At 69.4% G+C, this 25,711-nt stretch carries 24 protein-coding genes and 3 pseudogenes; 19 read left to right on the plus strand and 8 right to left on the minus strand.

The window, feature by feature from the left end:
• Positions 1 to 74: 74 nt before the first annotated feature.
• The 3 genes and pseudogenes from ACIF83_RS41245 to ACIF83_RS41255 all read left to right on the plus strand — a co-directional run bounded on the left by ACIF83_RS41245 (position 75) and on the right by ACIF83_RS41255 (position 1,720).
• Positions 75 to 650 carry a Dps family protein gene (locus ACIF83_RS41245; RefSeq protein ID WP_398141437.1) on the plus strand — a complete coding sequence of 192 codons (576 nt, stop codon included), beginning with the start codon at positions 75 to 77 and terminating at the stop codon, positions 648 to 650.
• A 163-nt stretch (positions 651 to 813) separates the two neighbouring features.
• Positions 814 to 1,086 (plus strand): annotated as a pseudogene (locus ACIF83_RS41250) (cytochrome d ubiquinol oxidase subunit II); the annotation flags it as partial.
• A 358-nt stretch (positions 1,087 to 1,444) separates the two neighbouring features.
• Positions 1,445 to 1,720, plus strand: coding sequence for a hypothetical protein (locus ACIF83_RS41255; protein ID WP_393483889.1), 276 nt, complete (start codon positions 1,445 to 1,447; stop codon positions 1,718 to 1,720).
• Here ACIF83_RS41255 and ACIF83_RS41260 read toward each other — a convergent pair.
• Both ACIF83_RS41260 and ACIF83_RS41265 read right to left on the minus strand, forming a co-directional pair.
• Entirely contained in the window at positions 1,677 to 2,291 is a 615-nt protein-coding gene (locus ACIF83_RS41260; RefSeq protein WP_399735186.1) for an FMN reductase, read from the minus strand. The genes ACIF83_RS41255 and ACIF83_RS41260 overlap by 44 nt on opposite strands.
• Positions 2,288 to 3,382, minus strand: a complete 1,095-nt coding sequence (locus ACIF83_RS41265) for an LLM class flavin-dependent oxidoreductase (RefSeq protein ID WP_399735188.1) — start codon at positions 3,380 to 3,382, stop codon at positions 2,288 to 2,290. The genes ACIF83_RS41260 and ACIF83_RS41265 overlap by 4 nt, the downstream gene beginning before the upstream one ends.
• Positions 3,383 to 3,586: 204 nt before the next feature.
• Between ACIF83_RS41265 and ACIF83_RS41270 the strand changes: the two genes are divergently transcribed.
• The 11 genes and pseudogenes from ACIF83_RS41270 to ACIF83_RS41320 all read left to right on the plus strand — a co-directional run.
• Positions 3,587 to 4,438, plus strand: coding sequence for an NmrA/HSCARG family protein (locus ACIF83_RS41270; RefSeq protein WP_399735191.1), 852 nt, complete (start codon positions 3,587 to 3,589; stop codon positions 4,436 to 4,438).
• A gap of 147 nt (positions 4,439 to 4,585) precedes the next feature.
• Positions 4,586 to 5,626 carry a helix-turn-helix domain-containing protein gene (locus ACIF83_RS41275; RefSeq protein ID WP_399735195.1) on the plus strand — a complete coding sequence of 347 codons (1,041 nt, stop codon included), beginning with the start codon at positions 4,586 to 4,588 and terminating at the stop codon, positions 5,624 to 5,626.
• A 70-nt stretch (positions 5,627 to 5,696) separates the two neighbouring features.
• Positions 5,697 to 8,444, plus strand: coding sequence for a helix-turn-helix transcriptional regulator (locus tag ACIF83_RS41280; protein WP_399735198.1), 2,748 nt, complete (start codon positions 5,697 to 5,699; stop codon positions 8,442 to 8,444).
• 42 nt (positions 8,445 to 8,486) lie between these two features.
• Entirely contained in the window at positions 8,487 to 9,296 is an 810-nt protein-coding gene (locus ACIF83_RS41285; protein ID WP_399735201.1) for an alpha/beta hydrolase, read from the plus strand.
• A gap of 49 nt (positions 9,297 to 9,345) precedes the next feature.
• On the plus strand, positions 9,346 to 10,596 hold the full coding sequence (locus ACIF83_RS41290; protein ID WP_399735204.1) for an extracellular solute-binding protein: 1,251 nt from the start codon (positions 9,346 to 9,348) through the stop codon (positions 10,594 to 10,596).
• Positions 10,568 to 11,467 carry a carbohydrate ABC transporter permease gene (locus ACIF83_RS41295; RefSeq protein ID WP_399735207.1) on the plus strand — a complete coding sequence of 300 codons (900 nt, stop codon included), beginning with the start codon at positions 10,568 to 10,570 and terminating at the stop codon, positions 11,465 to 11,467. The genes ACIF83_RS41290 and ACIF83_RS41295 overlap by 29 nt, the downstream gene beginning before the upstream one ends.
• 16 nt (positions 11,468 to 11,483) lie before the next feature.
• Positions 11,484 to 12,299 (plus strand): carbohydrate ABC transporter permease, encoded by an 816-nt coding sequence (locus ACIF83_RS41300; RefSeq protein WP_398141447.1) that lies wholly within the window; start codon positions 11,484 to 11,486, stop codon positions 12,297 to 12,299.
• A gap of 265 nt (positions 12,300 to 12,564) precedes the next feature.
• A pseudogene (locus tag ACIF83_RS41305) lies at positions 12,565 to 13,362 on the plus strand (hypothetical protein).
• A gap of 326 nt (positions 13,363 to 13,688) precedes the next feature.
• Positions 13,689 to 15,140, plus strand: coding sequence for an amidase (locus ACIF83_RS41310; protein ID WP_399735211.1), 1,452 nt, complete (start codon positions 13,689 to 13,691; stop codon positions 15,138 to 15,140).
• 258 nt (positions 15,141 to 15,398) lie between these two features.
• Positions 15,399 to 15,692: a hypothetical protein gene (locus ACIF83_RS41315; RefSeq protein ID WP_398141449.1), complete on the plus strand. Its 294-nt coding sequence runs from the start codon at positions 15,399 to 15,401 to the stop codon at positions 15,690 to 15,692.
• Positions 15,693 to 15,977: 285 nt separating this feature from the next.
• Positions 15,978 to 16,094: pseudogene (locus ACIF83_RS41320) on the plus strand (IS5/IS1182 family transposase); the annotation flags it as partial.
• Here ACIF83_RS41320 and ACIF83_RS41325 read toward each other — a convergent pair.
• Positions 16,075 to 16,416, minus strand: a complete 342-nt coding sequence (locus ACIF83_RS41325) for a hypothetical protein (protein WP_399735215.1) — start codon at positions 16,414 to 16,416, stop codon at positions 16,075 to 16,077. The pseudogene ACIF83_RS41320 and the gene ACIF83_RS41325 overlap by 20 nt on opposite strands.
• A gap of 275 nt (positions 16,417 to 16,691) precedes the next feature.
• Here ACIF83_RS41325 and ACIF83_RS41330 point away from each other — a divergent pair, with 275 nt between their 5' ends.
• A complete protein-coding gene (locus ACIF83_RS41330; RefSeq protein WP_399735217.1) occupies positions 16,692 to 17,216 on the plus strand; it encodes an NUDIX domain-containing protein in 525 nt (174 codons plus the stop codon).
• 383 nt (positions 17,217 to 17,599) lie between these two features.
• Here ACIF83_RS41330 and ACIF83_RS41335 read toward each other — a convergent pair whose 3' ends face one another.
• Positions 17,600 to 18,292 (minus strand): hypothetical protein, encoded by a 693-nt coding sequence (locus tag ACIF83_RS41335; RefSeq protein WP_399735220.1) that lies wholly within the window; start codon positions 18,290 to 18,292, stop codon positions 17,600 to 17,602.
• A gap of 120 nt (positions 18,293 to 18,412) precedes the next feature.
• Here ACIF83_RS41335 and ACIF83_RS41340 point away from each other — a divergent pair, with 120 nt between their 5' ends.
• Positions 18,413 to 18,862 carry an Lrp/AsnC family transcriptional regulator gene (locus ACIF83_RS41340; protein ID WP_393483928.1) on the plus strand — a complete coding sequence of 150 codons (450 nt, stop codon included), beginning with the start codon at positions 18,413 to 18,415 and terminating at the stop codon, positions 18,860 to 18,862.
• Positions 18,863 to 18,873: 11 nt separating this feature from the next.
• On the opposite strand, the gene ACIF83_RS41345 is transcribed toward ACIF83_RS41340, so the two are convergent.
• Positions 18,874 to 19,071 carry a hypothetical protein gene (locus ACIF83_RS41345; RefSeq protein WP_399735224.1) on the minus strand — a complete coding sequence of 66 codons (198 nt, stop codon included), beginning with the start codon at positions 19,069 to 19,071 and terminating at the stop codon, positions 18,874 to 18,876.
• Positions 19,072 to 19,129: 58 nt separating this feature from the next.
• On the opposite strand from ACIF83_RS41345, the gene ACIF83_RS41350 reads away from it, so the two are divergent.
• Both ACIF83_RS41350 and ACIF83_RS41355 read left to right on the plus strand, forming a co-directional pair.
• Positions 19,130 to 19,348: a hypothetical protein gene (locus ACIF83_RS41350; RefSeq protein WP_399735227.1), complete on the plus strand. Its 219-nt coding sequence runs from the start codon at positions 19,130 to 19,132 to the stop codon at positions 19,346 to 19,348.
• A 239-nt stretch (positions 19,349 to 19,587) separates the two neighbouring features.
• Entirely contained in the window at positions 19,588 to 20,160 is a 573-nt protein-coding gene (locus tag ACIF83_RS41355) for a dihydrofolate reductase family protein (protein ID WP_399735230.1), read from the plus strand.
• Between the two features lie 438 nt (positions 20,161 to 20,598).
• Here the strand turns inward: ACIF83_RS41355 and ACIF83_RS41360 are convergent, their stop codons facing one another.
• The 3 genes from ACIF83_RS41360 to ACIF83_RS41370 all read right to left on the minus strand — a co-directional run bounded on the left by ACIF83_RS41360 (position 20,599) and on the right by ACIF83_RS41370 (position 23,579).
• The gene (locus ACIF83_RS41360) at positions 20,599 to 21,393 is read right to left on the minus strand and encodes an SDR family NAD(P)-dependent oxidoreductase (RefSeq protein ID WP_399735233.1); all 795 of its coding nucleotides are present in this window, start codon (positions 21,391 to 21,393) and stop codon (positions 20,599 to 20,601) included.
• A gap of 461 nt (positions 21,394 to 21,854) precedes the next feature.
• Positions 21,855 to 22,355, minus strand: coding sequence for a VOC family protein (locus ACIF83_RS41365; RefSeq protein WP_399735236.1), 501 nt, complete (start codon positions 22,353 to 22,355; stop codon positions 21,855 to 21,857).
• A gap of 585 nt (positions 22,356 to 22,940) precedes the next feature.
• Complete coding sequence (locus ACIF83_RS41370; RefSeq protein ID WP_393483945.1) at positions 22,941 to 23,579, minus strand: TetR/AcrR family transcriptional regulator; 639 nt, start codon at positions 23,577 to 23,579, stop codon at positions 22,941 to 22,943.
• Between the two features lie 68 nt (positions 23,580 to 23,647).
• Here ACIF83_RS41370 and ACIF83_RS41375 point away from each other — a divergent pair, with 68 nt between their 5' ends.
• Positions 23,648 to 25,252, plus strand: a complete 1,605-nt coding sequence (locus tag ACIF83_RS41375) for an FAD-binding oxidoreductase (protein WP_399735239.1) — start codon at positions 23,648 to 23,650, stop codon at positions 25,250 to 25,252.
• Positions 25,253 to 25,711: the final 459 nt, after the last annotated feature.

Raw genomic sequence — 25,711 nt, forward strand, 5'->3', positions numbered from 1 at the left:
GGACAACGCGGCCGTCGGTTCGACACCTAGCGTCGACCGAGCACGATTCGGCACGACATCGCAGGAGGCACACCATGACCACCAGCTCCAAGCCCACGAGCAGCCAGCCGTGGCTGCATCAAAAGGGCTCGGTCATCCAGGAGTTCGGGACCGTCAAGCAGTTCCCCATCGCTCTGTCCTACGAGGCGCGCATGTACTCCTCCCAGCGCCTGAACAAGGTGCTGGCGGACACCCAGATCCTCTACGGCCTCTACAAGAAGCACCACTGGAGCATGCGGGGCGCGACCTTCTACCAGCTGCACCTGCTCCTGGACAAGCACGCGGGAGAGCAGTTGGAACTCGTCGACGCCCTCGCCGAGCGTGTCCAGACGCTGGGCGGTGTCGCCGTGGGCGATCCCCGGCACGTCGCCGAGATCACGTCGGTTCCGCGCCCGCCGGACGGTGTGGAGGAGGTACCGGTCATGCTCTCGCGGCTGCTCGAAGCCCACGAGATCATCCTCACGGATGCCCATGACGCGGCCGCCCGCACCGCCGAGCTGGGCGACGACGGCACCAACGACCTGCTGGTCTCGCAGATCGTCCGCACCGGCGAACTGCAGGCTTGGTTCCTGGCGGAGCACCTGGTCGACACCCCGCTGGTCCGCGCCTGAGCCGTCCGCACAGCACACAGAAGGTGCGCGGCGCCGGATCAGCAGACCGGCGGACGCCCCGACGGCATCGGGCTGTGGGTGCCGCGCCCCCTTCTGCTCATGTGGTGCAAGTTCCCGCCTCGGGCGCGGTCCTGAGGCCCTCATTGCTTGAGCCGCTTACGCCCTGGTCGTCTTCTCGCTCGGCATGTACGTCGTCCTGGACGGCTACGACCTCGGCGTGGGCATGCTCAGTCTGGCGGCCGGGCCCGAGCGCCGGCGGGAGTACGGCGAGACCGTCGCCACCGCCTGGGACGCCAACGAGAGCTGGCTGATCCTGGTCGGCGTGGCCCTCTGGGCCGGCCTGCCCGGTGTCTACGCCGTGGTGCTGCCCGGCACCTACGCCGTGGTGCTGCCCGGCGTCCGTCTGCCGCTGATCGTCATGCTGGTGTCGATCATCCTGCGCGAACTGCGCCCGGAGAAGCACAGCGCGGCCGGATGCTACCGCGGGAAGTCGACGCTGCTCGGACAGCTCGCCGGGCGGATACCGACTCCTCCTGGCACGGTCCTCCTCGGCGGCGCCCCCGTTCACGAACCGTCCACTCAGGTCGTCGCCGAGACGATCACCCTGGTCGAGGCCGACGACTGGCCGGCCGACGACGCGGTGGTGGCCAATCTCCGTCAGGCCGCCCCCTCGGCCGACACCGCCGCTCTGCGGGCCGTACAGGAGGTGGTCGACCTCTCCGCGCTCCGCTCGACGCCCCGGCGGGCGTCTGCCGGCCCACGGGCAGCGGCGGCGCCTAGCGATCGCGCGCGCCGTGCTGCGGCGCCCGCCGGTGCTCCTGCTGGACGAACCCGTCGCCGGTCTGGACGGGCCCACCGCCGAGGGGTTGCCGGCTGCGCTGTTCCGGGCACTGCCGGAGACCTCCGTGGTGATCGCCGTGCAGGAGCAGGACCTCGCTCTGTTCGCCGGCCGTCGACCCGGTCCCCGCCTCGGGCGAGGCGGGGACCGGGTCGGCACGGACCCGGCCGGGCCCGTGGCGGTCGGCCTCAGTCGAAGCGCAGGTCGGACAGCTGCCTTTCCAGCGCGGTGACGTCGTCCTCGGGTGCCGCCTCGGACGGGCCCGTGGCCATGAGGGCGGCCAGCTCGCCGCCCGCCCGTCGGATGCGCGCGGGCAGTCCCTCCGTGTAGGCGTCGCCGCCCGACCCCCAGTCCTCGGACGCCGCGTACACCGCCGTGGGGACGACGGCAGCGCGCAGGTAGGAGAACAGCGGGCGCAGCGCGTGCTCCAGGACCAGCGAGTGGCGGGCCGTGCCTCCGGTCGCCGCGATCAGGACCGGCTTGCCGGTGAGGGCGTCCGGATCGATCAGGTCGAAGAAGGACTTGAACAGTCCGCTGTAGGAGGCGGTGAAGACGGGAGTGACCGCGATGAGACCGGCGGCGCCCGTCACTGCGTCGATCGCGGCGGCCAGCGGGGGCGGCGGGAATCCGGTCACGAGGTTGTTGGCGACGGCGACGGCCAGTTCGCGCAACTCGACGACCTGGGTCTGCACATCGAGGCTCTGAGGGGCGAGTTCGCCGTGGACCGCCTCGGTGAGACGGTCCGCGAGCAGACGGGTGGAGGACGGGGTGCTCAGACCCGCGGACACGACGACGAGCTTCATGCGGCGGTGTCCCCCTTCGGGGACGCCGCGGCGACCCGGGCCGCGTGCGTCGGCGCGTCCGGCACATCGGTGGGGCGGCCGTCGGCGAACTCCTTGCGCAGCACGGGCACGACCTCTTCGCCGAGCATGTCGAGCTGTTCCAGGACGGTCTTCAGGGGCAGGCCCGCGTGGTCCATGAGGAACAGTTGGCGCTGGTAGTCGCCGACGGTCTCGCGGAAGGACAGCGTCCGCTCGATGACCTGCTGCGGAGAGCCCACCGTCAGCGGGGTCTGCTCGGTGAAGTCCTCCAGGGACGGTCCGTGGCCGTAGACCGGGGCGTTGTCGAAGTAGGGGCGGAACTCTCGTACGGCGTCCTGCGAGTTCTTCCGCATGAAGACCTGCCCGCCGAGACCGACGATGGCTTCTTCGGGGCGGCCGTGACCGTAGTGGGCGTACCGCCGCCGGTACAGCTGGACCATCCGCCGCGTGTGTTCGGCCGGCCAGAAGATGTTGTTGTGGAAGAAGCCGTCGCCGTAGTAGGCCGCCTGGTCGGCGATCTCCGGGGAGCGGATGGAACCGTGCCAGACGAACGGCGGTACGCCGTCCAGCGGACGGGGTGTGGAGGTGAAACCCTGAAGGGGCGTACGGAACTTGCCCTCCCAGTCCACGACGTCCTCGCGCCACAGCCGGTGCAGCAGCGCGTAGTTCTCCCGGGCGAGCGGAATGCCCTGGCGGATGTCCTGCCCGAACCACGGGTAGACGGGTCCGGTGTTCCCGCGCCCCAGCATCAGGTCCACCCGGCCGTCCGCGAGGTGCTGGAGCATCGCGAAGTCCTCAGCGATCTTCACGGGGTCGTCGGTGGTGATCAGTGTCGTGGCGGTGGACAGGATCAGCTTCTCGGTGCGGGCGGCGATGTGGCCGAGCATCGTGGTCGGTGACGAGGGCACGAACGGCGGGTTGTGGTGCTCGCCGGTCGCAAAGACGTCCAGGCCCACCTCCTCGGCCTTGAGCGCGATAGCCACCATCGCCTTGATCCGTTCGTGCTCCGACGGCGTGCGGCCTGTGGTCGGATCGGGCGTCACGTCCCCGACCGTGAAGATGCCGAACTGCATGGGTCTCTCTTCTTTCCGGCAATCGTGTGAGGTGGGGAACGCTAGGCGCCGGGCGCACGAGCGTCATGACTGTCCGTGCACAGGGTCGAGTCCTCCAGCGCCCGTCTCGGGCGAGTCTGCGTCATGCACCGTCGTTCGTGACGGATGGTTGCCGTCGGGGCCGACTTCAGATCCGATGCCCCGCTGCCGGAAGGGAGTTCATTCATGGTGCATGAGCCGATCCTGGTGCTTGCCGCGACGGGCGGACAGGGCGGTGCCGTGACCGACGCGCTGCTGGCCCGCGGGACCCGGATCAGGGCGCTGGTCCGCGACCCCGCCCGCAGGTCCGCGCAGGAACTGGCCGGCCGGGGCGTCGACGTGATGGCGGGGTCCCTGAGCGATCGCGAGTCGCTTGCCGCGGCCATGAACGGGGTGGCCGGTGTCTTCGCGTTCACCACACCCTTCGAGGCCGGTGTCGAGGCGGAGGTGGGCCAGGGGCGGGCCATCCTCGCCGCCGCGGCCCAGGAGCGCGTCCCGCATCTCGTGTTCAGCTCGGTTGCCGGGGCCGACCAGGACAGCGGCGTACCGCACTTCGAGAGCAAGGCACGCATCGAGGCGGAACTGACGGCGGGAGATGTGCCGTTCACGATTCTGGGGCCGACGTATTTCTTCGACAACGCACTCGGCGGAGCGGAACGCATCCTCGACGGTGTCCTCGATCTGCCGCTGCCGCCCGATCGGCCGTTGCAGCAGCTCGCCCGGCCGGACCTCGGCGCGTTCGCGGCGGAAGTGCTGCTCAACCCTTCTCCGTATGTCGGGCGGCGTATCGAACTGGCTTCCGACGCACCCACTCCGACGCAGATGGCGGCTGCGCTCGGTGCCGCGCTGGGGCGGGAGGTCCGCCATGAGCGCGTACCGCTGACGGCCATCGGCAATCCGGACATGCATGCGATGTGGACATTCCTGAACGGCCCCGGCTATCGGGTCGACATCCCCGCACTCCACGCTGCCCACCCGGAGATCCACTGGACCGGCTTCGCCGACTGGGCGCAGCGCGCCTGGGCGAGCACCTCCTGAACCTGCCGTCCGCCTGCCGGCCGGCTCGCACGAGGACGCCCGTCCGAGCCGTGCCGCCCCCGGATCTCACGCGTTCACGCGATGTGGTGAACACGCCCCACTGGCACGGTGTGTCCGGAAAGCGCACTTGCCGAAGGGCGGAGATTCATGTCGCCGGATTCATCGTTGCTGGAACCCGGGCACTCGGGCACCCTCTACACCACGGACGCGGTGCCCACCCACCGACGAAGAACGTACTGGCGCGATGCCCTGTCCCAGACGTTCGGGGCGGTGGACATGGGCGTTCCCGACGAGGTCGACCGCGGCACGATCCGTACGTCACTGCTGGGCCCGATGCAGACCGTGACGGTGGACGGCGCCCCGCAGCGGGCCCTGCGCACGCGGCGGCTCATCGCAGGGAGCGACAACGACGACTTCGTGGTCGTGAAGCTGCTGTGCAAAGGCGTGGCCCGAGTCGAGCAGGACACGCGTGACGCCATCGTCCGGCCGGGGCAGCTCTTCGTGTACGACATGGCGCGGCCGATCCGGATGACCCTCCCCGAGCCCTTTCGGACGAAGTCGCTTGTGCTGCCGCGCGAGGTGCTGGGTCTGAGCGAGTCGGAGCTGCGGCAGATCACCGCGTCTCCCCTCGACGCCGAGACATCGCTCGGCGCGTTGCTGTCGCCGTTCCTGTCCCGGCTCGTGGACACCGCGGAAACGTATCCGCAGCGCACGGCCGAGTCGATCGCCCGCAACGTCGTGGACCTGCTGCAGACGCTGACCGACGAACGGCTGGGCAGGGCGACCGCGGACACGCCGAACGGCGCGCGGGAGTCGCTGCTACGGATCCGGGCGTACATCGACCGGCACCTCGCCGATCCGGACCTGACACCGGAGGCCATCGCCCGGGCTCACCACATCTCCGTGCGTTACCTGCACAAGCTGTTCCAGCTCGAGGACATCACGGTCAGCCGGTGGATCCGGCAGCGCCGGCTGGAGCACTGCCGACGTGAGCTGTCCCGCCGGGAGGCGGCGGGGGTGACCATCGCGGCGGTGGCTCACCGCTGGGGTTTCACGAGTGCCTCCCACTTCAGCCGCGTGTTCCGGGCCGCTTACGGGGTCTCCCCCGTCGAGTGGCGCAGCTCCACAGTGCAGGGGTCTCGGATCCCTGCCTCGGGTAACTCGCCCCAGCCACTGCATGTGCGCTGAGCTGCCGCTTTTGCCATAGTGGGCCTCCGGAGCGCCGGCGTCGCCGGTGCGTGCGGAGGGGAAGGTCACGGTGGCGGGGTCGAGCGGATCGCTGTCCCGAAGCGGTCTGCGCGGCCGGGAGGCCGAGCTCGAGGAGTTGCAGGCACTGATCGCCTCGGTGGCCCGCACCGGAAGCAGCGCCCTGACCCTCATCCGGGGGGAGCCGGGAATCGGCAAGACCACGTTGCTCGCCGAAGCCGTCGCCCGGGCCGAAGCGGCGGGATTCTGCGTCGGGGTCGGCAAGGCCGACGAGCTGCACCACATCGTGCCGCTCTCGTCGCTCGCGACCTGCGTCCTGCACGGCGATCGGCCGCTGCTGTCCGGCGACGCGCTGGCCGATCTCGCGCACCGTCACGACCAGCGGATCCGGCTGGTGGAGCGCTTGGCGGAGGCCATCGAGGCGAGGGCCGACAGCACGCCGGTGCTGATCGCTCTGGACGACGTGCAGTGGGCCGACGCGCTGAGCCGGTTCGCGCTGACGCAGCTTCCGCGGCGTCTGCGGACGTCGCCCGTCCTGTGGATGCTGACCGGGCGGAAGGGCGTCGGTGGACCCGCGGAGGAGATCGTCGCAGCCGTGCACGACGAACTCCCGGCGCGCACCCTGTCCCTGGGCCCGCTGTCCGGCTCGGCCATCGGCCGGCTCGCCGATGACGCCCTGGGCCCGGCCGTGGACGAGCGCGTGCGTGAGCTGCTCGACGGAGCCGGTGGAAACCCGTTCCTGGCGGTCGAGATGCTCGCCGGGCTGCGGACTTCCGACGCCTCGGGTGAGCCTGTACCCCCTGGGCTGGTGTCGGGAGTGCGCGGCAGGCTCAAGTCCCTGCAGCCCGGCACACTGCGCTTCCTGCAGATGGGGGCGGTGCTGGGCCGCAGGTTCGCCTTCCGGGACGCCGCCGCGCTCTGCGGCGGGCCGTCCGCTCCGCTGATCGCGTCGCTCGACGAGGCGGTGCGCGCGGGACTCCTGGACGACGACGGCGACCATCTGGTCTTCCGGCACGACCTGCTGCGTCAGGCGGTCTACGTGGACATCCCGCCCTCGGCCCGCAAGGCGCTGCACCGGGAGGCCGCGGGCCACCTCGTCGCGGCGGGCCACCAGCCGATCGACGCGGTGTCGCACATCCTGCGGGGCGCCCTGCCCGGGGACGAGGAGGCGGTGGGGCTGCTGAGGCGCGCCGCCGACGACGTCCTGCCGGTGACGCCGGGGCTCGCGGCCGACCTGGCGACGCGCGCCCTCGGCCTGGTGCCCACAGCACGGCCGTCGTGGTTCGCCGTGGGCGAGCAGGCCATCGTCTGTCTGACCCGGGCCGGCCGGAATCGTGAGGCGCTGTCGACCTGCGACCGGCTGCTGGAGTGCCGACCGCCCGTGGAGACGTTCGGCCGGCTGCAGGCCGCCCTCGGCGGGACGCTGTGGAACCTGGACCTCGCCGAGGAGTTGCGCCACCGGGCCGAGACGGCCCTCGCCGTCGGAGGTGCCGCCCCGGAGGTCGAGGCCCGGCTGGCCGCCCTGCGGGCACTGGCATTGTCCCGCGGCCACGATCTGCGCACGGCGCGTGAGGCGGGCGAGAACGCGCTGCGTGACGCCATCGCGATCGGGGACCGGGAAGCCCACGTCCAAGCCCTGTTCGCGCTCGGTGAGATCGCGCTCAACGCGGGTGAGAACGCCGTCGCCCTGGAGCGTTTCACTGCGCTCAGCGCTGTCGATTCCGCCTTCTCTCCCGAGGAGATCGTCGCCTACCAGCACATGGACGACTTCGCGTGCGGCGAGCGGCTGCTGCTGAAGGCGGCGCAGCGTTCCGGAGGGCTCCGCGAGGCCATGCTGCTGTGGGCCCAGGGGCAGCAGCATCTGGGGCTGGGCAGGCTCGACGACGCCGACGCCGACTTCGTGACGATGGAGCGTCTGGAGGACGACGTGCAGGTGCCCGTCCAGCAGGTGAACGCTCGCGTGATCCGGTCCTGGACCGCCCTGCTGCGGGGTGAGGAGGAGACGGCACGGGAGCACCTGGCCGCTGCGCGGGAGAGGCTGGCGGCCAAACCGAACCCCGGCAACACGGCAGCGGTGCGGTTCCTGGAGGCACTCCACGCCGACGCCGAAGGGGACGTCGGGCTCGCTGTCGACAAGGTTCGTCGTGTTCAGGCGGAAGGTCCCTTCCTCCGCTGGCGGCTGTTGCGCTGCTGGGTCGAATCCGCGATACGCATGGCCCTGCGAGGAGCGGACCACGAACTGGCACGGGACCTGGCCGCGCAGGCCGAAGCCCACGCCGCACGCAACCCGGCGGTGCCCACCGCGACCGGTGTCGCGGCGCAGGCCCTCGGGCTCGTGACGCACGACCTCGCCCTGCTGGAACGTTCCGTCAGGCTGCTCGAGGCAGGCCCCCGCCCGTTGGTCCACGCCTCGGCCTGTGCCGACTTCGGGCAGGCGCTGCTGGCAGCGGGCGACAGACCCCGGGCGGTGGCCGCCCTGACCCGGGCCCATGCCGCGTTCGCCGCATCGGGCGCGCACGCCGCTGCGGCACACGTCGAGCGCGAGCTGCAGAATGCGGGGAGCCACGGCCGCCGGGCGGCGAACAGGCAGCGTCCCGTCCAGGGCTGGGAGGCCCTCACGGTCTCGGAGAGGAAGGTCGCACGCCTCATCGCCGAGGGCCACACCAACCGGGCGGCCGCAGAGCTGCTCGTGGTCTCTCCACACACCGTCAACACACACCTGACCTCAGCCTTCCGCAAGATGTCGGTCAACTCTCGGGTGCAGCTCGCCAATCTGGTGCGGTCCCTGCCCGACAGCTGAGCGCACTGTTGGTACGTTCACGCGATGCCAGGGTGGACCGGGATGCGGTTGGCTGGGCAGCCCACCTGGTCGGAGGTCGCCGACGTGCACGGACCCGCTCCCTCACCGCTGACCGTCGTACTCGTGCACGGGGCGTTCGCCGACGCCTCGTCCTGGGCGGGGGTCACCGGGCTCCTGCACGACGACGGGTTGACCGTGCACGCCCCGGCGAACCCGCTGCGCGGCCTGGCGCACGACGCCGCCTGCCTCAGGAACGTGCTGCGCCGGATCGACGTCCCGGTCGTACTGGTCGGCCACGGGTACGGCGGCGCGGTCATCACCGATGCCGCAGCCGACGCCGACAACGTCCTCGCCCTGTGCTACGTCGCGGCGTTCGGACTCGACGCCGGAGAGTGCCTTCTGGACATCACGAGCCGCTTCTCCCCCACGCCCGCTGCGGACGCGCTCTTCGGAGCCCCCGTCCCCACGCCGTTTCCCGCCGACGCGGACAGCGAGTTGTACATCCGCAGGGAACTCTTTCCTCAGGTGTATGCCGCCGACCTGTCACCGCACGTCACCAGTGTGCTGTCCGTGACGCAACGCCCGATCGCCCGGTGCGCGTTGACCAGCAGGTCGGGCCCGCCCGCGTGGGCGGACAAACCGTCCTGGTACGCCGTCGCCACCGCCGACCGCATGCTCAACCCCACCGCCCAGCGGTTCATGGCGCTGCGCATGACGGCCACCACCCACTCACTGGAGGGTTCGCACGCCGTGCCGCGCTCGCAGCCCGACGCCGTGGCGGCGATGATCCGGGAAGCTGCGGCGCACAGTGTCGGGCCCGACTCCGGCCGCACGCCTCGGCACCCCTTCTGAATTGGGAATTAAGGGTAATATCCCCGCCCAGCACAAGGAAGGCATCACCATGATCTCAGCGGCCGGAGCGTCGGCACGGCGCATATCCGCTCTCCTCGCGGCCGCCGCCCTCGTCCTGGCCGCCTCCGGGTGCACAGGCGGCTCCGGGACCGAGCCGACCTCGGGGAAGGTCACCTCCATCACCGCTCTCGACTACTACACCGACGGGTCCGAGCACGCCCAGTGGAGCGAGCGCCTCAACGCCTGCGGCAGGACTGCCGGCGTCACGGTCGAGCACCGCAGTGTTCCGGGGGCCTCGTTGATCCCGAAGGTACTGCAGCAGGCGTCGTCACGGACGCTTCCCGACCTGTTGATGCTGGACAACCCCGACCTGCAGCAGATCGCACAGACCGGCGCGCTGACACCGCTGGACCGGTACGACATCGACTCCGGCGGGTTCGCCAAGGGCATCCAGTCGGCGGGCACTTATCACGGCAAGGTGTACGGACTGGCACCCACGGTCAGCACGATCGCTCTCTTCTACAACAAGGACATGCTGTCCGAGGCCGGTGTCGCCGTGCCGCGGACCTGGGACGAGCTGAAGGCGGCCGCGGCCAGGCTGACCCGCCCGGGGCGCTACGGCATGGCGGTGGACGCGAACGCCACGTTCGAGGGCACCTGGCAGTTCCTGCCCTTCCTGTGGTCCAACGGCGGGGACGAGAGGCACCTGGACACCCCGCAGGCCGCGCAGGCGCTCCGGCTCTGGGTCGACCTGGTCAGGAGCGGCTCCATGTCCAAGTCGGTGCTGAACTGGACACAGGCCGACGTGCACGACCAGTTCGTCGCCGGACGGACGGCCATGATGGTCAACGGGCCCTGGCGGATATCCGAGATGAACAAAGTCAAGAGCCTGCACTGGGGAGTGGCACCCATCCCCGTCCGCCGGCCGGGGCAGACCCTCGTCACGCCGCTCGGCGGTGAGGTGTGGACGGTCCCGCAGAACGCGTCCAGGGCCCGGCAGGCCAAGGCGGCCCAGGTCCTCGCCTGTCTGAACGACTCCGCGCACATGCTCACCCTGGCCCGGCAGAACTTCACCGTGCCCTCCCGCACGGCGGTGGCGTCCCGCTACGCCGAGCAGGTCCCGTCGATGGCGGCCTTCGTCGAGAGCGTCGAGCGGGCCCGCGCCCGTACCGGCGAACTGGGAGTCAGGTGGCCCAAGGCGGCGACCGGCATCTACACGGCCGTCCAGGCAGCGCTGACGGGCGAGCAGACACCGAAGGAAGCACTCGGGCATGCGCAGCGGATCGCGACCACTTCCTGACCGGATCGCCCGGTGGGGGTTTCTCGTTCCCGCCCTGGCCTACCTGCTGCTGTTCTTCGGGTACCCGGTCGTCAAGAACATCACGGTGAGCTTCCAGCGGTACACGACCACGGCGTTCTACACCGGTGCCGCACCGTTCGTGGGGCTGCGGAACTACGCGGAGATCGCGTCGTCGGACCAGTTCCCGAAGCTTCTGCTGACCACGGTCCTGTTCACCGTCGGTTCGCTCGCCGGGCAGTTCGTGCTCGGGCTGGCCGTCGCCCTGTTCTTCCACCGCAGGTTCCCGCTCGGCGGCGTGCTGCGCGCGCTCCTGCTGCTGCCCTGGCTGCTGCCGCTGGTCGTCTCGGCGACGACCTGGAGGTGGATGCTCGACGCCGACACGGGAGTGGTGAACCGCGCGCTGCGCGACCTGCACCTGCTGTCGAGCGGCGTCCCCTGGCTGACCGGCACGTCACAGGCGCTCGTGTCGGTGATCCTCGTCAACGTCTGGGTGGGCATCCCCTTCAACGCCACGATCCTGTACGGCGGGCTCCAGGACATCCCGGCCCCGCTGTACGAGGCGGCGCGGCTGGACGGGGCCGGGCGGCTGGCGTCGTTCCGCCACATCACGTGGCCGCTGCTGCGGCCCGTGGCCGGCGTCGTCGTGGTGCTGGGCGTCGTCTACACGGTCAAGGTGCTCGACATCATCCTCGTCGTGACGGGTGGGGGTCCGGCCGACGCCACGCAGACCCTCGCCACCCGGTCGTACGAACTGTCCTTCCAGCAGTTCGAGTTCGGGCGTGGCGCCGCCCTCGGCAACGTCCTCGTCATCCTGTCGCTCGCCTTCGCCCTCGTCCTCCTGCGCGCCAACCGCCGTGCCCTGAAGGCCTGAAGGGGGACAGAGTCCGATGAAGCGCGCACCCGTACGGGGCCTGCCGTCCACGCTCGCGGGGATCGTCCTGCTCGCGCTGATGCTGTTCCCGGTGTACTGGATGGTGAACGTCTCCCTGCAACCGGCGGGCAACGCCCTGCGGGCGGGCTGGTTTCCCGCCCACCCGGACTTCAGCGGCTACGCCACCGCACTGCATGAGCAGGGGCGCAGCCTCCTCACCAGCCTCGTCGTGGCTCTCGGCAGTGCGGGGCTCAGCCTCGGGCTCGCGGCCCCGGCGGCCCATGCCCTGGCCCACTTCCGCCTCCGGGGAACCGCCGTCGTGCTCTTCGGTGTCCTGGTCACCCAGGCGGTGCCCGGCATCGTCGTGGCGAACGCGCTCTACGGCGCCTATAACACTCTTGGACTGCTGAATTCGCACCTCGGGTTGATCCTCGCCGACTCGACCGCCGGGATCCCCTTCGCGGTCATCGTTCTGCGGGCGTTCATGCAGGCCATCCCCAGGGAGATCATCGAGGCCGCGCGTGTCGACGGCGCCGGGAGGCTGCGAATCTTCCGCTCCGTGGTGCTTCCACTGAGCACCAACGCTCTGATCACCGTCGGCGTCTTCACCTTCCTCTTCGCCTGGAGCGACTTCCTCTTCGCCCTCACCCTGAACACCACGGACACGGTACGGCCGGTGACCCTTGGCATCTACCAGTACCTCGGCGCCCACACGAACCAGTGGAACGCCGTGATGGCCACCGCCGTTCTGGCCTCCGTTCCTGCGGCAGCGCTGCTCGTCGTCGCCCAGCGCCGTGTCGCCTCCGGGATCACCGGTGGAGCCGTCAAGTGAGGGCCCGGTCGGAGGCGGTGGTCGGCGGACGGCCTCGGCCGCCGCGGTGATCACGCGGGTGACCGCACCGGGGCGGGTGGCGGGCGGGCCTTCCACGCGGGAGCGCCGGAGGGTTTCGCTTGCTGAGGGGCATGCGGATCTCTCGGGAGGACATGTCCATCGGCCGGTTCAACTCCAGAGTTGGTGTTCAAGCCCAGATCCTGCATCTTGCCGGTCGGGGCTGGTCCGGCAGGCTGTGTCAGACGCGCATGCCACACTGCGGCCCATGTCACTCGCTGATCTCACTCTGGACCAGTGGCGGTCCTTCGAGTTGCCCGTCGCACGCCGCGTCGCCCAGGAGGCCGCCAACCTGGTGAACGGCCGGGTGACCCTGGTCGAGACCACGGAGCATCTCGGTGCCCCGCTGCACCGCGTCCGGATCGAACGGAACGGGCAGGAATTCGCTCTGATACCTGGAGGCTCCATGTCTTTGGGCTTTGCCCTGGAGAACTGGCAGCCGACGCCGGAGCAGACCGCCGACTACGCCGAGAGCCTGGAACAGGGCTTCGGGTGCGGACCTGATCTACGAGCCCACCTCGCGCAGACGCTCAGCCCCCGCCGCCGCGTCGACCTGGCCACAGTCCTCATGGCCGTGGAGGACGAGAACCTGACCGAGTCGCCTGCTGACATGACTGCTGCTCTCACGGCTCGTGGGCTGCGGATGCCAAGTTCCGACGAGTGGGAACATGCCTGTGGCGCCGGAACGGGCACCCTGTTCCGGTGAGGAAACGACTGTCCCCTCGACCGCATTCCCTACGGGGACCACACTGGCCCGCAGAATCAGTCGAACGCCTTCGGACTGCGTATCGCCTACGACACCTACCGTGCGGAGCTGGCGAGCGACGCCGTCGCGGTCCACGGCGGAGACGGTGGCGAGTCGGTGTGCGGCGGATACGGCCACATGCTGGCCTGGCTGCCACTGGCCACCGCCAACCGCAACCCTTCCATGGTCGAGTTCGTGTACGGGCCGGACGGCGAGGATCTCTGCGAGGACTTCTCCACCCGGCCGGTGCTGACGCTCTGAACCTGCAGAACCGGCTCCGAGCGCTTCGGTTGGCCACAGCCACCCGCTCCGGTGGCCTCGCTGCGGTGAAGGCAGGCCGCGTCCACACCGGTGCTGATCAAGCTGTCCGGGCACACGTCGGTTCACAGCCTGGCGAAGTGGGCCGGGTGGCCGATGAAGGTCTCCTGAACTCCCAGGCCTGCACCGATCCCGCCGCGCGTCGGCATCGCCGGGGGTCGGGCGAACTGTCTTTGGCCGGACAGGAACATGACGAGTATTCGGGCATCAATCCTCTTGCACGAAGCGGCATTTCATGACCTGTTCCAAGGGCCGTTACGGTCGGATTCATGGAATGGAATTTTCAGACGGCCGAAAAACTCGCGGCCGCCTTGCGTGCCGGTGAAGTGACTTCGGCGGAACTGACCGACGAGGCGATCGCCCGTATCGAGCGGGACGACGAGGCGATCAACGCGATCTGTGTGCCGGACTTCGACCGTGCGCGGGCCGCCGCGCGCGGTGCCGACCAGGCGCGCGCCCGCGGTGAGGACCGGCCGCTGCTCGGCATTCCGGTGACGGTCAAAGAGTCCTACAACATCGCCGGGCTGCCCACGACCTGGGGCATGCCGCTACACCGGAACTACATGCCGGCCGAGGACGCGGTGCAGGTGTCGCGGCTCAAGGCCGCAGGCGCGGTGGTGCTTGGCAAGACCAATGTGCCCTTGGGCCTGCAAGACATACAGAGCTTCAACGAGATCTACGGCACCACCAACAACCCGTGGGACCACCGTCGCACGTCGGGTGGATCCTCCGGCGGATCGGCGGCGGCCCTGGCGTCCGGATTCGGCGCGCTGTCCATCGGCTCCGACATCGCAGGTTCGTTGCGCACCCCCGCACACTTCTGCGGGGTCTACGCACACAAGCCGACACTCGGGCTGGCGGCGCACCGCGGTATGGTCCCGCCGCTCGCGCCGGCATTGCCGGCCGACCTTGACCTCGCCGTCGTCGGCCCGATGGCACGCACTGCCCGCGACCTCACGCTCCTGCTCGACGTAATGGCCGGACCGGACCCGCTGACGCTCGGTGTGGCACACGAGTTGACGCTGCCGCCCACGCGCCACGAGCGGCTCAGCGACTTCCGGGTCCTGGTCCTCGACGAGCATCCGCTCATTCCGACCGGGTCCGCTGTGCGGGCGGGCGTGAACCGGGTGGCCGACGCGCTTGTCGACGGCGGCGCCCGAGTCGAACGGCACAGTCCGATGCTGCCCGATCTGACCGAAGCCGCGATGCTCTACACGCAGTTGCTGTTTTCGAGTTCCGTTGCACGTTTTCCCGTCGAGGCGTACGAGCAGCTGCGGACCCGCGCCGCCGGACTGAGCGCAGACGACCGGAGTCTCGATGCGGTGCGGCTGCGCGGCATGGTGTTCAGCCACCGCGACTGGATCGAGGCGAACAGCCGTCGCGAGCTCCACCGCCACGGCTGGCGGCAGCTTTTCGGCGAGTTCGACGCCGTGGTGTGTCCCATCACGCCCACTCCCGCGTTCGCACACGACCACAACCCCGATCTCATGGAACGCCGGATCGACATCGACGGCGTCGAGTACCCGTACCTCGACCAGCTCGTCTGGGCCGGTGTGGCCACCATGCCCGGCCTACCCGCCACCGCCATTCCAGCGGGCCGGTCCCCCGAGGGTCTGCCGGTGGGAGTGCAGCTCATCGGTCCGATGTTCGAGGACCGCACCCCGCTGCGGCTGGCCGAACTGCTCGAGGAGGAGATCGGCGGCTTTCAGGCTCCGACGTAGGGCCTGCTACTGGATGTCAGTCGAGGACGAGGTGCGGATCAGGACGCGATCTTCCGAATGACTCGAACGGCCGCCGTGCAGCGCGCGCCGGGTGGCAATCGGCTCACCTGGGGGCGCGGGAGCCCTTGGCGCGCCTCAGCTTCCTCCACCCGGACCCCGCAGGGCGTCGACGCACGGACAGCGGTCGGGTAGGCATGAGGGGGATCGCGCCGACAGGAGCGATCGCCGCACACAGTAGGCGAGCAGTGGGGGGACAACATGGCCATCATCGTCACGTTCGACATTCCGGGCGTCGGACAGGAGCTTTACGACGCCTGTATCAACCGCCTCACCGAGGGCGGCGAGTTCACCTCGCTCGCCGACATTCCCGCACCCGGACTGATCTCCCACGCGGCCGGGCCGGTCGACGGCGGGTGGCGGGTCGTCGACGTGTGGGAGTCCGAGGAGGCGCTCCAGAACTTCTCGAAGATCCTCCTGCCGATCCTGTCCGATCTGGGCCACGCCGACGGCGAGCCGCAGATCATCCCGGCGCACAACGTCGTCACCCGCTGACCGACACGCTCGGTCACGGCGCGGCAGGTCAGGGCATCCAGCACGAAGAGGCACACCAGGTCGGAGCTGCCGCCGATCCGCAACCGGAGGTGGGACACGCAGTCTTGACCGGCCTAGCTCGGGACCCGAGCATCTGTGCTCATCGCCCAACCGCAGCCCGGCGCGTACGCGCCGGGCTGCCCCGCGTCCCCGATCGTCCCGACCGGGGGAACCAGGGCACACGCCGTCGATTCAAGGTCACTGGGCGCTGCCTTCACATGCACGGCTCCTGGCCCTCCATGTCTACGTTGCATCAACCGGCTCAAGCAGTGGCGCGGTTCGGCCATGCGAACGGACAAGCTCGCCACCAAGTACCAGCTCGCGCTCCGCCTCGCCACCGTCCTCATGTGGGCACGCAGATGAGGACGGCCACGGCATCTACAAGCCAAGTGATGGCAATCAGCACTGCCTGTTCAACATCAAGCCACGGAAGTTCCAATGGGGCGGTGGCCCTGCTTCCGCGTGCCTGGCGAAAGAAGACACAGTGCGGATCGTCCGCGAACATGTCCATCGATTGGGACGCGAACTCCATCTGCTCCGGGTCTGACACGAAATGAAGCGGGTCCTCGAACCACGGGATGACCTCCACCAACGCGGCATCACCCGGGTGACGCCAGAGGCCGCGATCGATAAGGGACGTCAGTCGGGTGGGCAGAGCAAGTCCACGGACTGTCGAAGGTGCCATGGCGTGCAGCTTCGCACGGCAGGATGACTCGGCTGCCGGAGGGTAACGCCTTCAAGGAGACACGCACTAGGCCCACTCGACGAAACGCCGATGAGCCGTTGGCCAACGCCCGGCACTTGGGCTGCGTGAGGCAGAGTCGCCACAAATCGTCGCGTCCGGCCTTGCCGATCTGCCTGCCGTTCGGATCGTCCATGACCTGCGCGGGGCATCATGTGGGCGTCCGGGACAGTGTCCGGCGCCATGCTGGTGTCAGACCGTCACCTTATGTTGTCCCGGTGATTCGTGATGGGTTTGAGCACCGGGTGATAGAGGCCACTGCCACCGATGTCCGGCTGGCGAGAATGGAGTTCGACGGTGCTGGCGAGTGGCTGACGGCCCTCGGCCAGGAGTTGTCGGAGCCGCTTGCCGCAGAGGTGTGGGTCTTCGACGAGGATCTCGCGCAGGTGCTGCTGGTTCATCACCGCTGGCGGGGTTGGGTTCCGCCGGGCGGGCGCGTCGAGCCGGGTGAAACGCCCCGAGAAGGGGCTCGCCGTGAGCTCTTCGAGGAGACCGGCGTCGAGGTGGAGCTACTGCCGGAGCCCGCGGCGGCGACGGTGCGTTCCTATCGCCCGGGGTGGCCGGCGACTCTTGGGCTGTCGTTCGTTGCGGTCGTGGATGCTGCTGCGCCTTTGGTCGCGGAGAGCGGACAGCCAGCGGCCTGGACGTCCTTGAACGAGGAATGGGCCAGCTACTTCCCCGAGGACGCGTCCCGCATCCGCCGGTATGCGCGATGGCTGCGTGAGGCATCCGGCGGCTCATAGGAAGCATCCCGTGCCCGGTGGTCCTACGGACGGACTTGGCGGGCTGCGACAGCTCCACAATCGGGCCTCCGGGCCCGTGATGTTCCACCGGACCATCGATACGAGGCCCCCTCGGCGGCAACGGCTGCTTCGATGGAGTCCGCGTGAAAGCACGGAGCCGTCTGAGGGCTTCGACAGCCGAGGGGAGGCCGATGAGGGCGGCGAGGGTCACCGCCGGGACGCCCTCACCGACCACGACGCAGACATACAACCGTCCCCCTCTCGTTCAACTCCCCCGGATGCGGCTGGCCTTGGCGTGTTCCCACGACCCAACGAGATGCACGACCGCGGACCCGTAGCCGCGTTGCCGACTGCGGCGCACTGTACTGCTGGCGATCGAGGGCCTAATTCCTCGTCACGGAGGCGGCAAATGCCGTATGGAGCACCAGCAGGAAGGCAAGGGTGCCGGGTGCTGCGGTCAGTGCGGCGCGCATCATCGCGGCGGCGGACTCCGCGCCGGTCGAGCGGTGGGTCGAGGGGGCGATCACGGCCAGCAGTACCGGGAGCGAGGCGAGGATGCCGCCCGTGAAGGTGCCGAGAGTGTCAGCGGCATTCACCGCGAGGACGACCATCACGACCGACACCGCCATCCGCACCGGGATCTCCCAGCCCCTGGCGCCGTCCGATGGCCGGTCCGCGTACGTCGGCGCGGGCCAGGTCCGTAGACCGGTGAAGGTCACGGCCAGGGCCAGGGCCGCTGTGAGCCAGAGGTTCGCGCACATTGCCGCGACCAGAGCGGCGCCGACCGCGCAGGTCAGGGCCGCGGTCAGCGTCGGCGTCGGACGCAGGGCGGGCGCGAGTCGCCCGTAGGTGAGGCAGAAGGTCACGACCACCAGCTGTGCTGCGACGTTGCCTCGCGCGGCGTGCGCGGCCACGTCGCTCCCTCCGTCCAGCCACATGAGCGCCAGAAACGGTCCCGACGTCGTCGGGGCGCCCAGCAGGAGTCCGCCCAGGCGCGGGCCCGAACGACGGGCGGCGACGGAGACGAGAAGCACGAGGGAAGGGGCGAGGGCGGTCCTGAGAAGCAGGATTTCCATGCCTTCGAGCCTGGCACCGACATCGCCGATTTTGGCTCGGACTTCTCGGCACTTGGCGCCAGATTGCCGCGGAATACTCGGTCATACCCATGTCAGCCCGAGTATTTGTAAAGTGGCGCTATGGACCGCATCGATCGGCAGATCCTCACGATCCTCCTCGGCGACGGCCGGGCGACCTACCAGGAACTGGGTCGCCAGGTCCGGCTCTCGGCCAACACCGTCGCCGACCGTGTACGACGACTCCAGACGTCCGGAATCGTCCGTGGGTACCGGGCCGACCTGAACCTGGCGGCGTTCGGGCGTGGACTGGAGTTGCTGAGCGATGTCCGCCTGCGTGAGGGCGTGGACCGCAAGGCCTTCGAGGCACAGCTGCACCAAGTCCCGCAGGTCGTCGGCGCGATGCGGCTGACCGGGGACTACGACTACCAGCTGCGCATGGCCTGCACTGACGCCCGGGAGTTCGAAACGGTCATCGACCGGCTCAAGGCAGAGTTCGGGGTGAGGGAGTTGCGCAGCCGGCTCCTCCTGCACGAGGTGCCGTTGGGGCCGGACCGCGTCCTTGAGCCCTGACGGCTGTCACATCAGCCTTGCGGGATCGCCGCGCGAGGAGCCGCATCGTGGTCGTGGTGGAGAACGTCCTGGGGGCAGGTGACGGCTTTGATCATGTAGGTGGCGTAGTGGCGGCACTTGGCGCGGCGGGCGGCGTCCACCGCGTCGTTGGTCTCTTCGTCCGAGTCTCGGCAGCTCGCGACGATATCTACTCCTGAAGTGTTGTCCACGCTCTGCCCCGGCAGGGCGAGGATTCCCGGTTGTCGGCGTACCTTGCACGCCCTCGAGTTGGATGCGCTGCTGCATTTTTCGGAGTACGTCCGGGTTTCCTCGGGGGGCGTGGCGCCGATCGGCTTCGTCGGCCTGGTCGCTGGTGTCATCGAGCGCCGCCGCCACGACCCTCCGCTGGAGACGGGCCGGCTACGAAGCACTCGGCTGACCGTGACCGCGCCGCGCCGCGATCCGGCCGACAACATTGACTGTCTTGACAAACTTTTTTGTCGGTAGGAGGCTGTAACGGTGCCGGGCGTCGCTGCGGTCGAAGAACGCGCCGCAGCGAGGCGCTGCATCCGGTGGCCGGTCCACACCGACGCGCCACCCGCGGCTGCACGGCTTGCCGAGCCGCCGCAACATCCGCTCCCCGCTGCGGTCCCCGGCACCGCAGCAGCGGGACCCTTCCGCCTCGAACACGGCCGGAGCGGGCACCGATCAGCCAAGAGCTCACAAACGACATCAAGGAATGACCGATGCGTACCCTGATCAGCACTTCCTTCATCTCGCTCGACGGCGTCGTGGAGGCCCCCGGCGGCGAGCCCGGCTACCGGAACTCCGGTTGGACCTTCAAGAACGTCGAGTTCGTCCCCGAGGCATTCGAGATCAAGGAACGGGAGCAACAGGAGGCCGCCGCCATCCTGATGGGCCGGGTCAGCTATGAGGCATTCAGCCCGGTGTGGCCGGATATGAAGGAATTCGCCGACTACAAGTCGATGCCGAAGTACGTCGTCTCCACCACACTCACCCAGGACAGCCTGGTCTCGAACTGGGGCGAGACCACGATCCTGCGCTCACTCGACCAGGTCGCCGCTCTGAAGGAGACCGAGGGAGGCCCGATCATCATCCACGGCAGCGCCTCCCTGAACCGCAGCCTCTCTGACGCCGGTCTGATCGACCGCTACCAACTGCTCGTCTTCCCACTCCTGCTCGGCGCCGGCAAGCGCCTGTTCAGCACCACGGACAAGGACGCCCAGAAGCTGAAGCTGGTCGAACACGACGTCTACGCCAACGGCCTGCAGAAGCAGGTCTTCGACGTGGTCCGCTGACAAGGAGCGGCTACCTCACTCTCCGCCGTCTGTTCCGGGCGGGCGGCGGAAGGCCGTCCGCTCCCGCACATGCGCTGTCGAACCGGATGGTCAAGCGGGGACAGCGGCCCTTCGCCGAGCCAGAGGGCATGCTCGGCCACACGGCAGGCGAGGTATGCGCCGGCCTCGGCCAGCACGGCTGCGCGCCCTGGCGGGCCGTAGGCGATGAACTCGCCGGCCACAGTGTCGTTGGCACGTACCTGGCCATGCGGGCCGGAGCGGACGAGGGCGCGCTCGATCGCGAGCAGGCTCAGACGAAGGCATCGCACTCCCTGTCCGGGCGAGCTGGAGCAGGCCGACACGGCCGCCCAACCAGCTTTGCGCAATCCGGGGTGTCCCTCCGGTACATGCCAGGATGCCCAAACACCGTCCGCGGCAGAGCCTCGGGCGGGCAAGAGATCACACCGTCTTGACCTGGCCACCGTCGATGGTGAACTCGGCGCCGGTGATGTTGCCGGCGAGCGGCGAGGCGAGGAAGACAGCCAGATCGGCGACTTCGTGAGGTTCGGTGACCCGACCGGTGGAGATGCCCATGCTCTGTGGCACGACTACATCGATGGCGTCCTGTGCGGTGGTGCCGGCCTGGGCCGCCGTCGCATCGGCGAAACCGCCCGGAGCGGTCCAGAAGGGAGTGCGGACCGGCCCTGGGGCGATCGCGTTGACCCTGATGCCCCGCGGTGCGAACTCCTCGGACAGCGACTTGGTCAGACTGGTCAGCCCGGCCTTGGCCGCGGAGTAGTCCGCGACCATGGGGAACGGCAGGCGCGCGTTGATGGAGCTGATGTTGATGATGGACCCCTCGCCCGCGTCCAGCAGGTGAGGAAGCGCCGCGCGGCTGGCCCGGACCGCGCTGAACAGGGTCATGTTGAAGATCCGTTGCCACTCGGCGTCGTCGATGTCCAGGAAACTCGGACGGGACGTCGCTGTACCCAGATTGTTGACCAGGATGTCGACCCTGCCGTACTGGTCGGCCGCGAGCCTGACGAGCGTGTCCGGCCCGTCCGGGGTGGACAGGTCGACCGTGACTGCGGTGACGCCGTAGCCCTCATGGAGCGCTTCGAGCTCGGGGGTGACGCTACGGCTGCCGGCGACGACGTGCGCGCCTTCACGAGCGAACGCATCGGCGATGGCGAGGCCGATGCCCTTGCTTGCCCCAGTGACGACAGCGACCTTGTCTTTGAGCTGTAGGTCCATGGGGCTCCTTTTCTGTGTTGATCACCGCATATGTCGAGAGTACGCGGAACCGGCAGCGACGGCTCAGGCGAGCGGCCTCCCTCGGTCGCGCGGCGATCCCTCACCCGCCAACCGCACGGGCCGGCCCACGGAGCGGTACGCATCTCCGCAGTCGGCCACTCGCCATGCCCCAGATGGCGGAGCCGGCCTGTGCTCGGGGTCGCAGCCGACCACCGACCACCTGGGGCAGCTCATCTGCCGCTGATTGCGCAGGTCACCCGCGCGCATTTCTCCTTGGGCGATACGGCGGCGGAGATCGAGCCAATACGTCCGGTGGGCGGTCGATGCCGAACAGCACGTACGACCCGTTCACCCTCACGGAGTCGTTGTGCCACCGTCACCGACAACGAGCGCGAGACCGTCCGCCGCCAGATCAGCAGATCCATGCGGCGCCGGCGATGCGGAGGGCGCACCATCGACAGTCACTCAGTCGCGGTCGCAGCCCGGTCCGGGAAGAACTCGGCGCTTTGGACGTCCTCCATCGCCTCGGTGAACTCCGGTTCGTCGAGGCGGCGTTCCATCTCCTGCGGGCTCACGTCCTCCACGTGTGTCTGGATCCAGTACAGGTTGCCCAGCGGATCGCGCACCCGGCCGACCCGGTCACCGAAGAACAGGTGGGTGACCTCGGTGACCGAGGTACCGCCGGCCTCAACGGCCTGCCGGTGCACGGCGTCGGCGTCCTCGACGTAGAGGCGAAGAAAGCCGGGAGTCGGCGGCCACTCCGGCCGCGCGTCGAACAGCATCACCACCGAGTCGCCGATTCGCACCTCCGCATGCTCGATACTGCCGTCCTCACCGGCCAGGCACGCGAGCTCCTCGGCACCGAAGGCCCTCTTCATGAAGTCGATGAGCCGCACCGTGTCGCGAGAGATGATCCACGGCGTCACGGTGTGATAGCCCGCGGGTACCGGCTTTACAGACATGAGAACTACCTCCATGCGTGCGGATGCCTCAACCAGTGAAAACTCTAGGAAGCATTGAGGCCAGATCCTGTCCTACTTGGGCCGTGAAGCACCCTCTTGAACCCAGCCGCGACAACACCGCCGCCAGGAACCGTCGTCGCGGCGATGTGACCGTGGGTTCACATCCCATACCCACCGCAGGTGAACGGCCCCTGACCAGGCGAATCGGCCAGAGACCGTTGTATTGGGCCTTGCCTGTGAGTAGCCGCTCTTCCCCGGGGTTCCCCGTTGGATCGGGCACGACTGGGGCACGGCGGCCTTTGTGCGCCCTGGACGCCCAGAACGCGGGAAGGTGCGCGGCGTGTCCGGGCGCAGGAGCCTCGGTCGGTGATCAGCGTCCCGACCGAAACCGCGCCCAGCTCCATCGGATGATCGTCCATGGGGCGAACGGGCGGATCCTGTCGGACGGCGCTGACAGCGCCGTCGGCTCGGGCCCGGTGCCGAGCAACTGTATGGCCCAACGGCTCGACTACGGCGCTCCGTCACCACCGCCGACGAGGGTGGCGCTCACTCCCGCGCAGTCTCCAGGAACGGTGTCGGTCCGACTCACGCGGTCTCGTCGCCGGCGGCGAGGATGGTGCGGCCGGCCGCGAAGAGCCGTGCGCAGCGTTGCGTCATGGCTTCGGGTGACTGGTCGGGGTGGTTGACCCACCAGCGGACCAGGGCGGTGCACAGGCCGCGCCAGGCGTATTTGAGGGCGTCGGCGTCGAGCGGGTCGCTGGAGCCGGTCGCTTGCAGGAGGTCGGCGGTGCCGGTCGCGGCGAGGTCGTCGATGACGCTGCGGTAGTGGGCCGCGCGTCGGGCGGCGTCGCTGTCGGGCGGCAGTGTCGCGTCGTAGAGGACGAACCACGCCTCGCGCTGTCCGTCCAGGGCTGCGAACAGGGCGTGCAGCACGCGCAGGGAGGTGGGCGGCGCGTCGGAGGCGTGTTCGGCCATGGCGGTGCGGATGGCGTCCAGCAGTCGGTCGCCCACCGGGTTCAGGCAGGCGAGGAAGAGGTCCTGCTTGCTGCCGAAGTAGTGGTGCAGCAGTGGCTTGGTGACGCCTACGCGGGCGGCGACGGCGGCAACGGTGGTGGCTTCGTAGCCGTGGCGGCCGAACTCCTCGGTGGCCACCGCCAGGACCTGTCGTTCGCGTGCGGCCCTGGGCACGCCCTTGGTGCCGGCCCTGGAGGGGAGCGTTGTCATGGACTCGATATTACCCTAGGGTAATTTTCCGTTGGGTAAATTACCTGGACCTCGCTGGGAGCACACTCATGCCTGCCACCCCGTCCCACCCCGACGCTTCCCGCACCCGCTCCTGGTGGGGCTGGGGCTATGCCGACGCCCACCCCGACGACGCCGAATGCATCGCCATGGGCGCCCTGCTGCCGGGCATGCTCACCCGCCCTCTGCCGATCCCCCAGGTCACCGACCTGCCCATCGCGCGCCCCGCCGAGACACCCCCGCCCGCACTGGCGCACCTGGTCACCGACGATCCCCAGGCGCGCGCCGCCCACGCCATGGGCAAGGCCTACCGCGACGTCATCCGGGCCCTGCGCGGCCGGCCCGGCAGGATCCCCGACCTGGTCGCCCGACCGACCGACGACCAGGAGGTCGCCGACCTGCTCGACTGGGCCGGCGAGCACGGCGTGGCCGTCATCCCCTTCGGCGGCGGCTCCTCGGTCGTCGGCGGCGTGGAGTACCGCGGCGACACCCACCGCGCCGTCCTCTCACTCGACCTCACCTCGATGAACCGGGTCCTGGAGATCGACACCACCGGCCGCTCAGCCCGTATCCAGGCCGGCGCGCTCGGACCCGCGCTGGAAGACCAGTTGCGCCCGCACGGCCTCACCCTGCGCCACTTCCCGCAGAGCTTCGAGTTCTCCACTCTCGGCGGCTGGCTCGCCACCCGCGCCGGCGGCCACTACGCCACCGGCCACACCCACATCGACGACTTCGTCCAGTCCCTGCACGTGATCACACCCGCCGGCGCCGGCACATCCTGGCGCCTGCCCGCGTCCGGTGCCGGCCCCTCCCCCGACCGCCTGTTCCTCGGCTCCGAGGGCGCCCTCGGCGTCATCACCGAGGCCTGGATGCGCCTGCAGGAACGCCCGCGACACAAAGCCTCGACGTCCGTGACCTTCACCGACTTCCACCAGGCGCTCGACGCGGTACGCGCCATCGCCCAGTCCGACCTCGCCCCAGCCAACTGCCGCCTCCTCGACCCCGGCGAAGCACTGCTCTCCGGCGCCTCCTACGACGGCTCCGCCGTCCTGATCCTCGGCTTCGAATCCGCCACCACTCGCGTCGACGACCGCCTCACCGACGCCCTCGACCTGGCCCGCGCCCACGGGGGCCGCGCCGGGACACCGACCACTGACCGGGACGCCCCAGCCGACACGGCCGTAACCGCCTGGCGCTCCGCTTTCCTGCGCATGCCCTACCTACGCGACGGCTTGGCTCGCATGGGCGCCGTCGTCGAAACCTTCGAGACCGCCGCGACCTGGGACAAGATCCCCGCCCTCATCGACGCCGTCCGCACCCAGGTCAGTGCCGCCGCCCTCAAAGCCACCGGACACCCCGCCACCATCAACTGCCGTCTCACCCACCTCTACCCCGACGGCGCCGCCCCCTACTTCACCGTGGCCGTCGCCGGCCGACCCGGGCACGAACTCGAAATCTGGGACGACATCAAAGCCGCCGCAAACGAGGTCCTCCACCGCCACCACGCAACCATCACCCACCACCACGCCACCGGCCGCGACCACCGCCCCGCCTACGACCTCCAACGCCCCGAACCCTTCACGCTCGCGCTACACGCAGCCAAGAGCGCCCTGGACCCCCATCACATCCTCAACCCAGGCGTCCTCATCGGCTGACAACATGCCCACACACAGACAGGGATCGCGTCAGCTGCCCCAACAGCAATCACACTGAGGCACCCCGGCAACGTGCCACGGACGGCAACACTCTCCGCCCACTCGCGTTCCGGTCGAACACCACCACCAACACCCCCAGCCTCGGCGTCTCCCTCCCGGGCGCCGCCCACAGCCCGGGCCCAAAGCCCAACCCCCGCCATACCGCCGCATCCCGCGAACAGTGACCGAGACAGAAATCAAGTGCCCCGAACCCTGATGGGGAATCCGGAAACCGGCTCTGGCCACAAGTTCGTGGTCCTCATGAGGGTTGTGGCGTAGTCGAGTCGTGGTCCGGCGATTCGATCGACTCTGGCTGATAGACAGAGCCCTGGGGAGAGTCGCGTCCGCCCGTTTTGATCACCGGATGCCGTGGAGGGCCAGGACGGCTTCGGGGTGACTGTGCGCGCGTCAGGCGCTGGC

The sequence above is a fragment of the Streptomyces sp. NPDC085866 genome (genome assembly GCF_044541035.1).
In the GTDB taxonomy this organism is placed as follows: Bacteria; Actinomycetota; Actinomycetes; order Streptomycetales; family Streptomycetaceae; genus Streptomyces.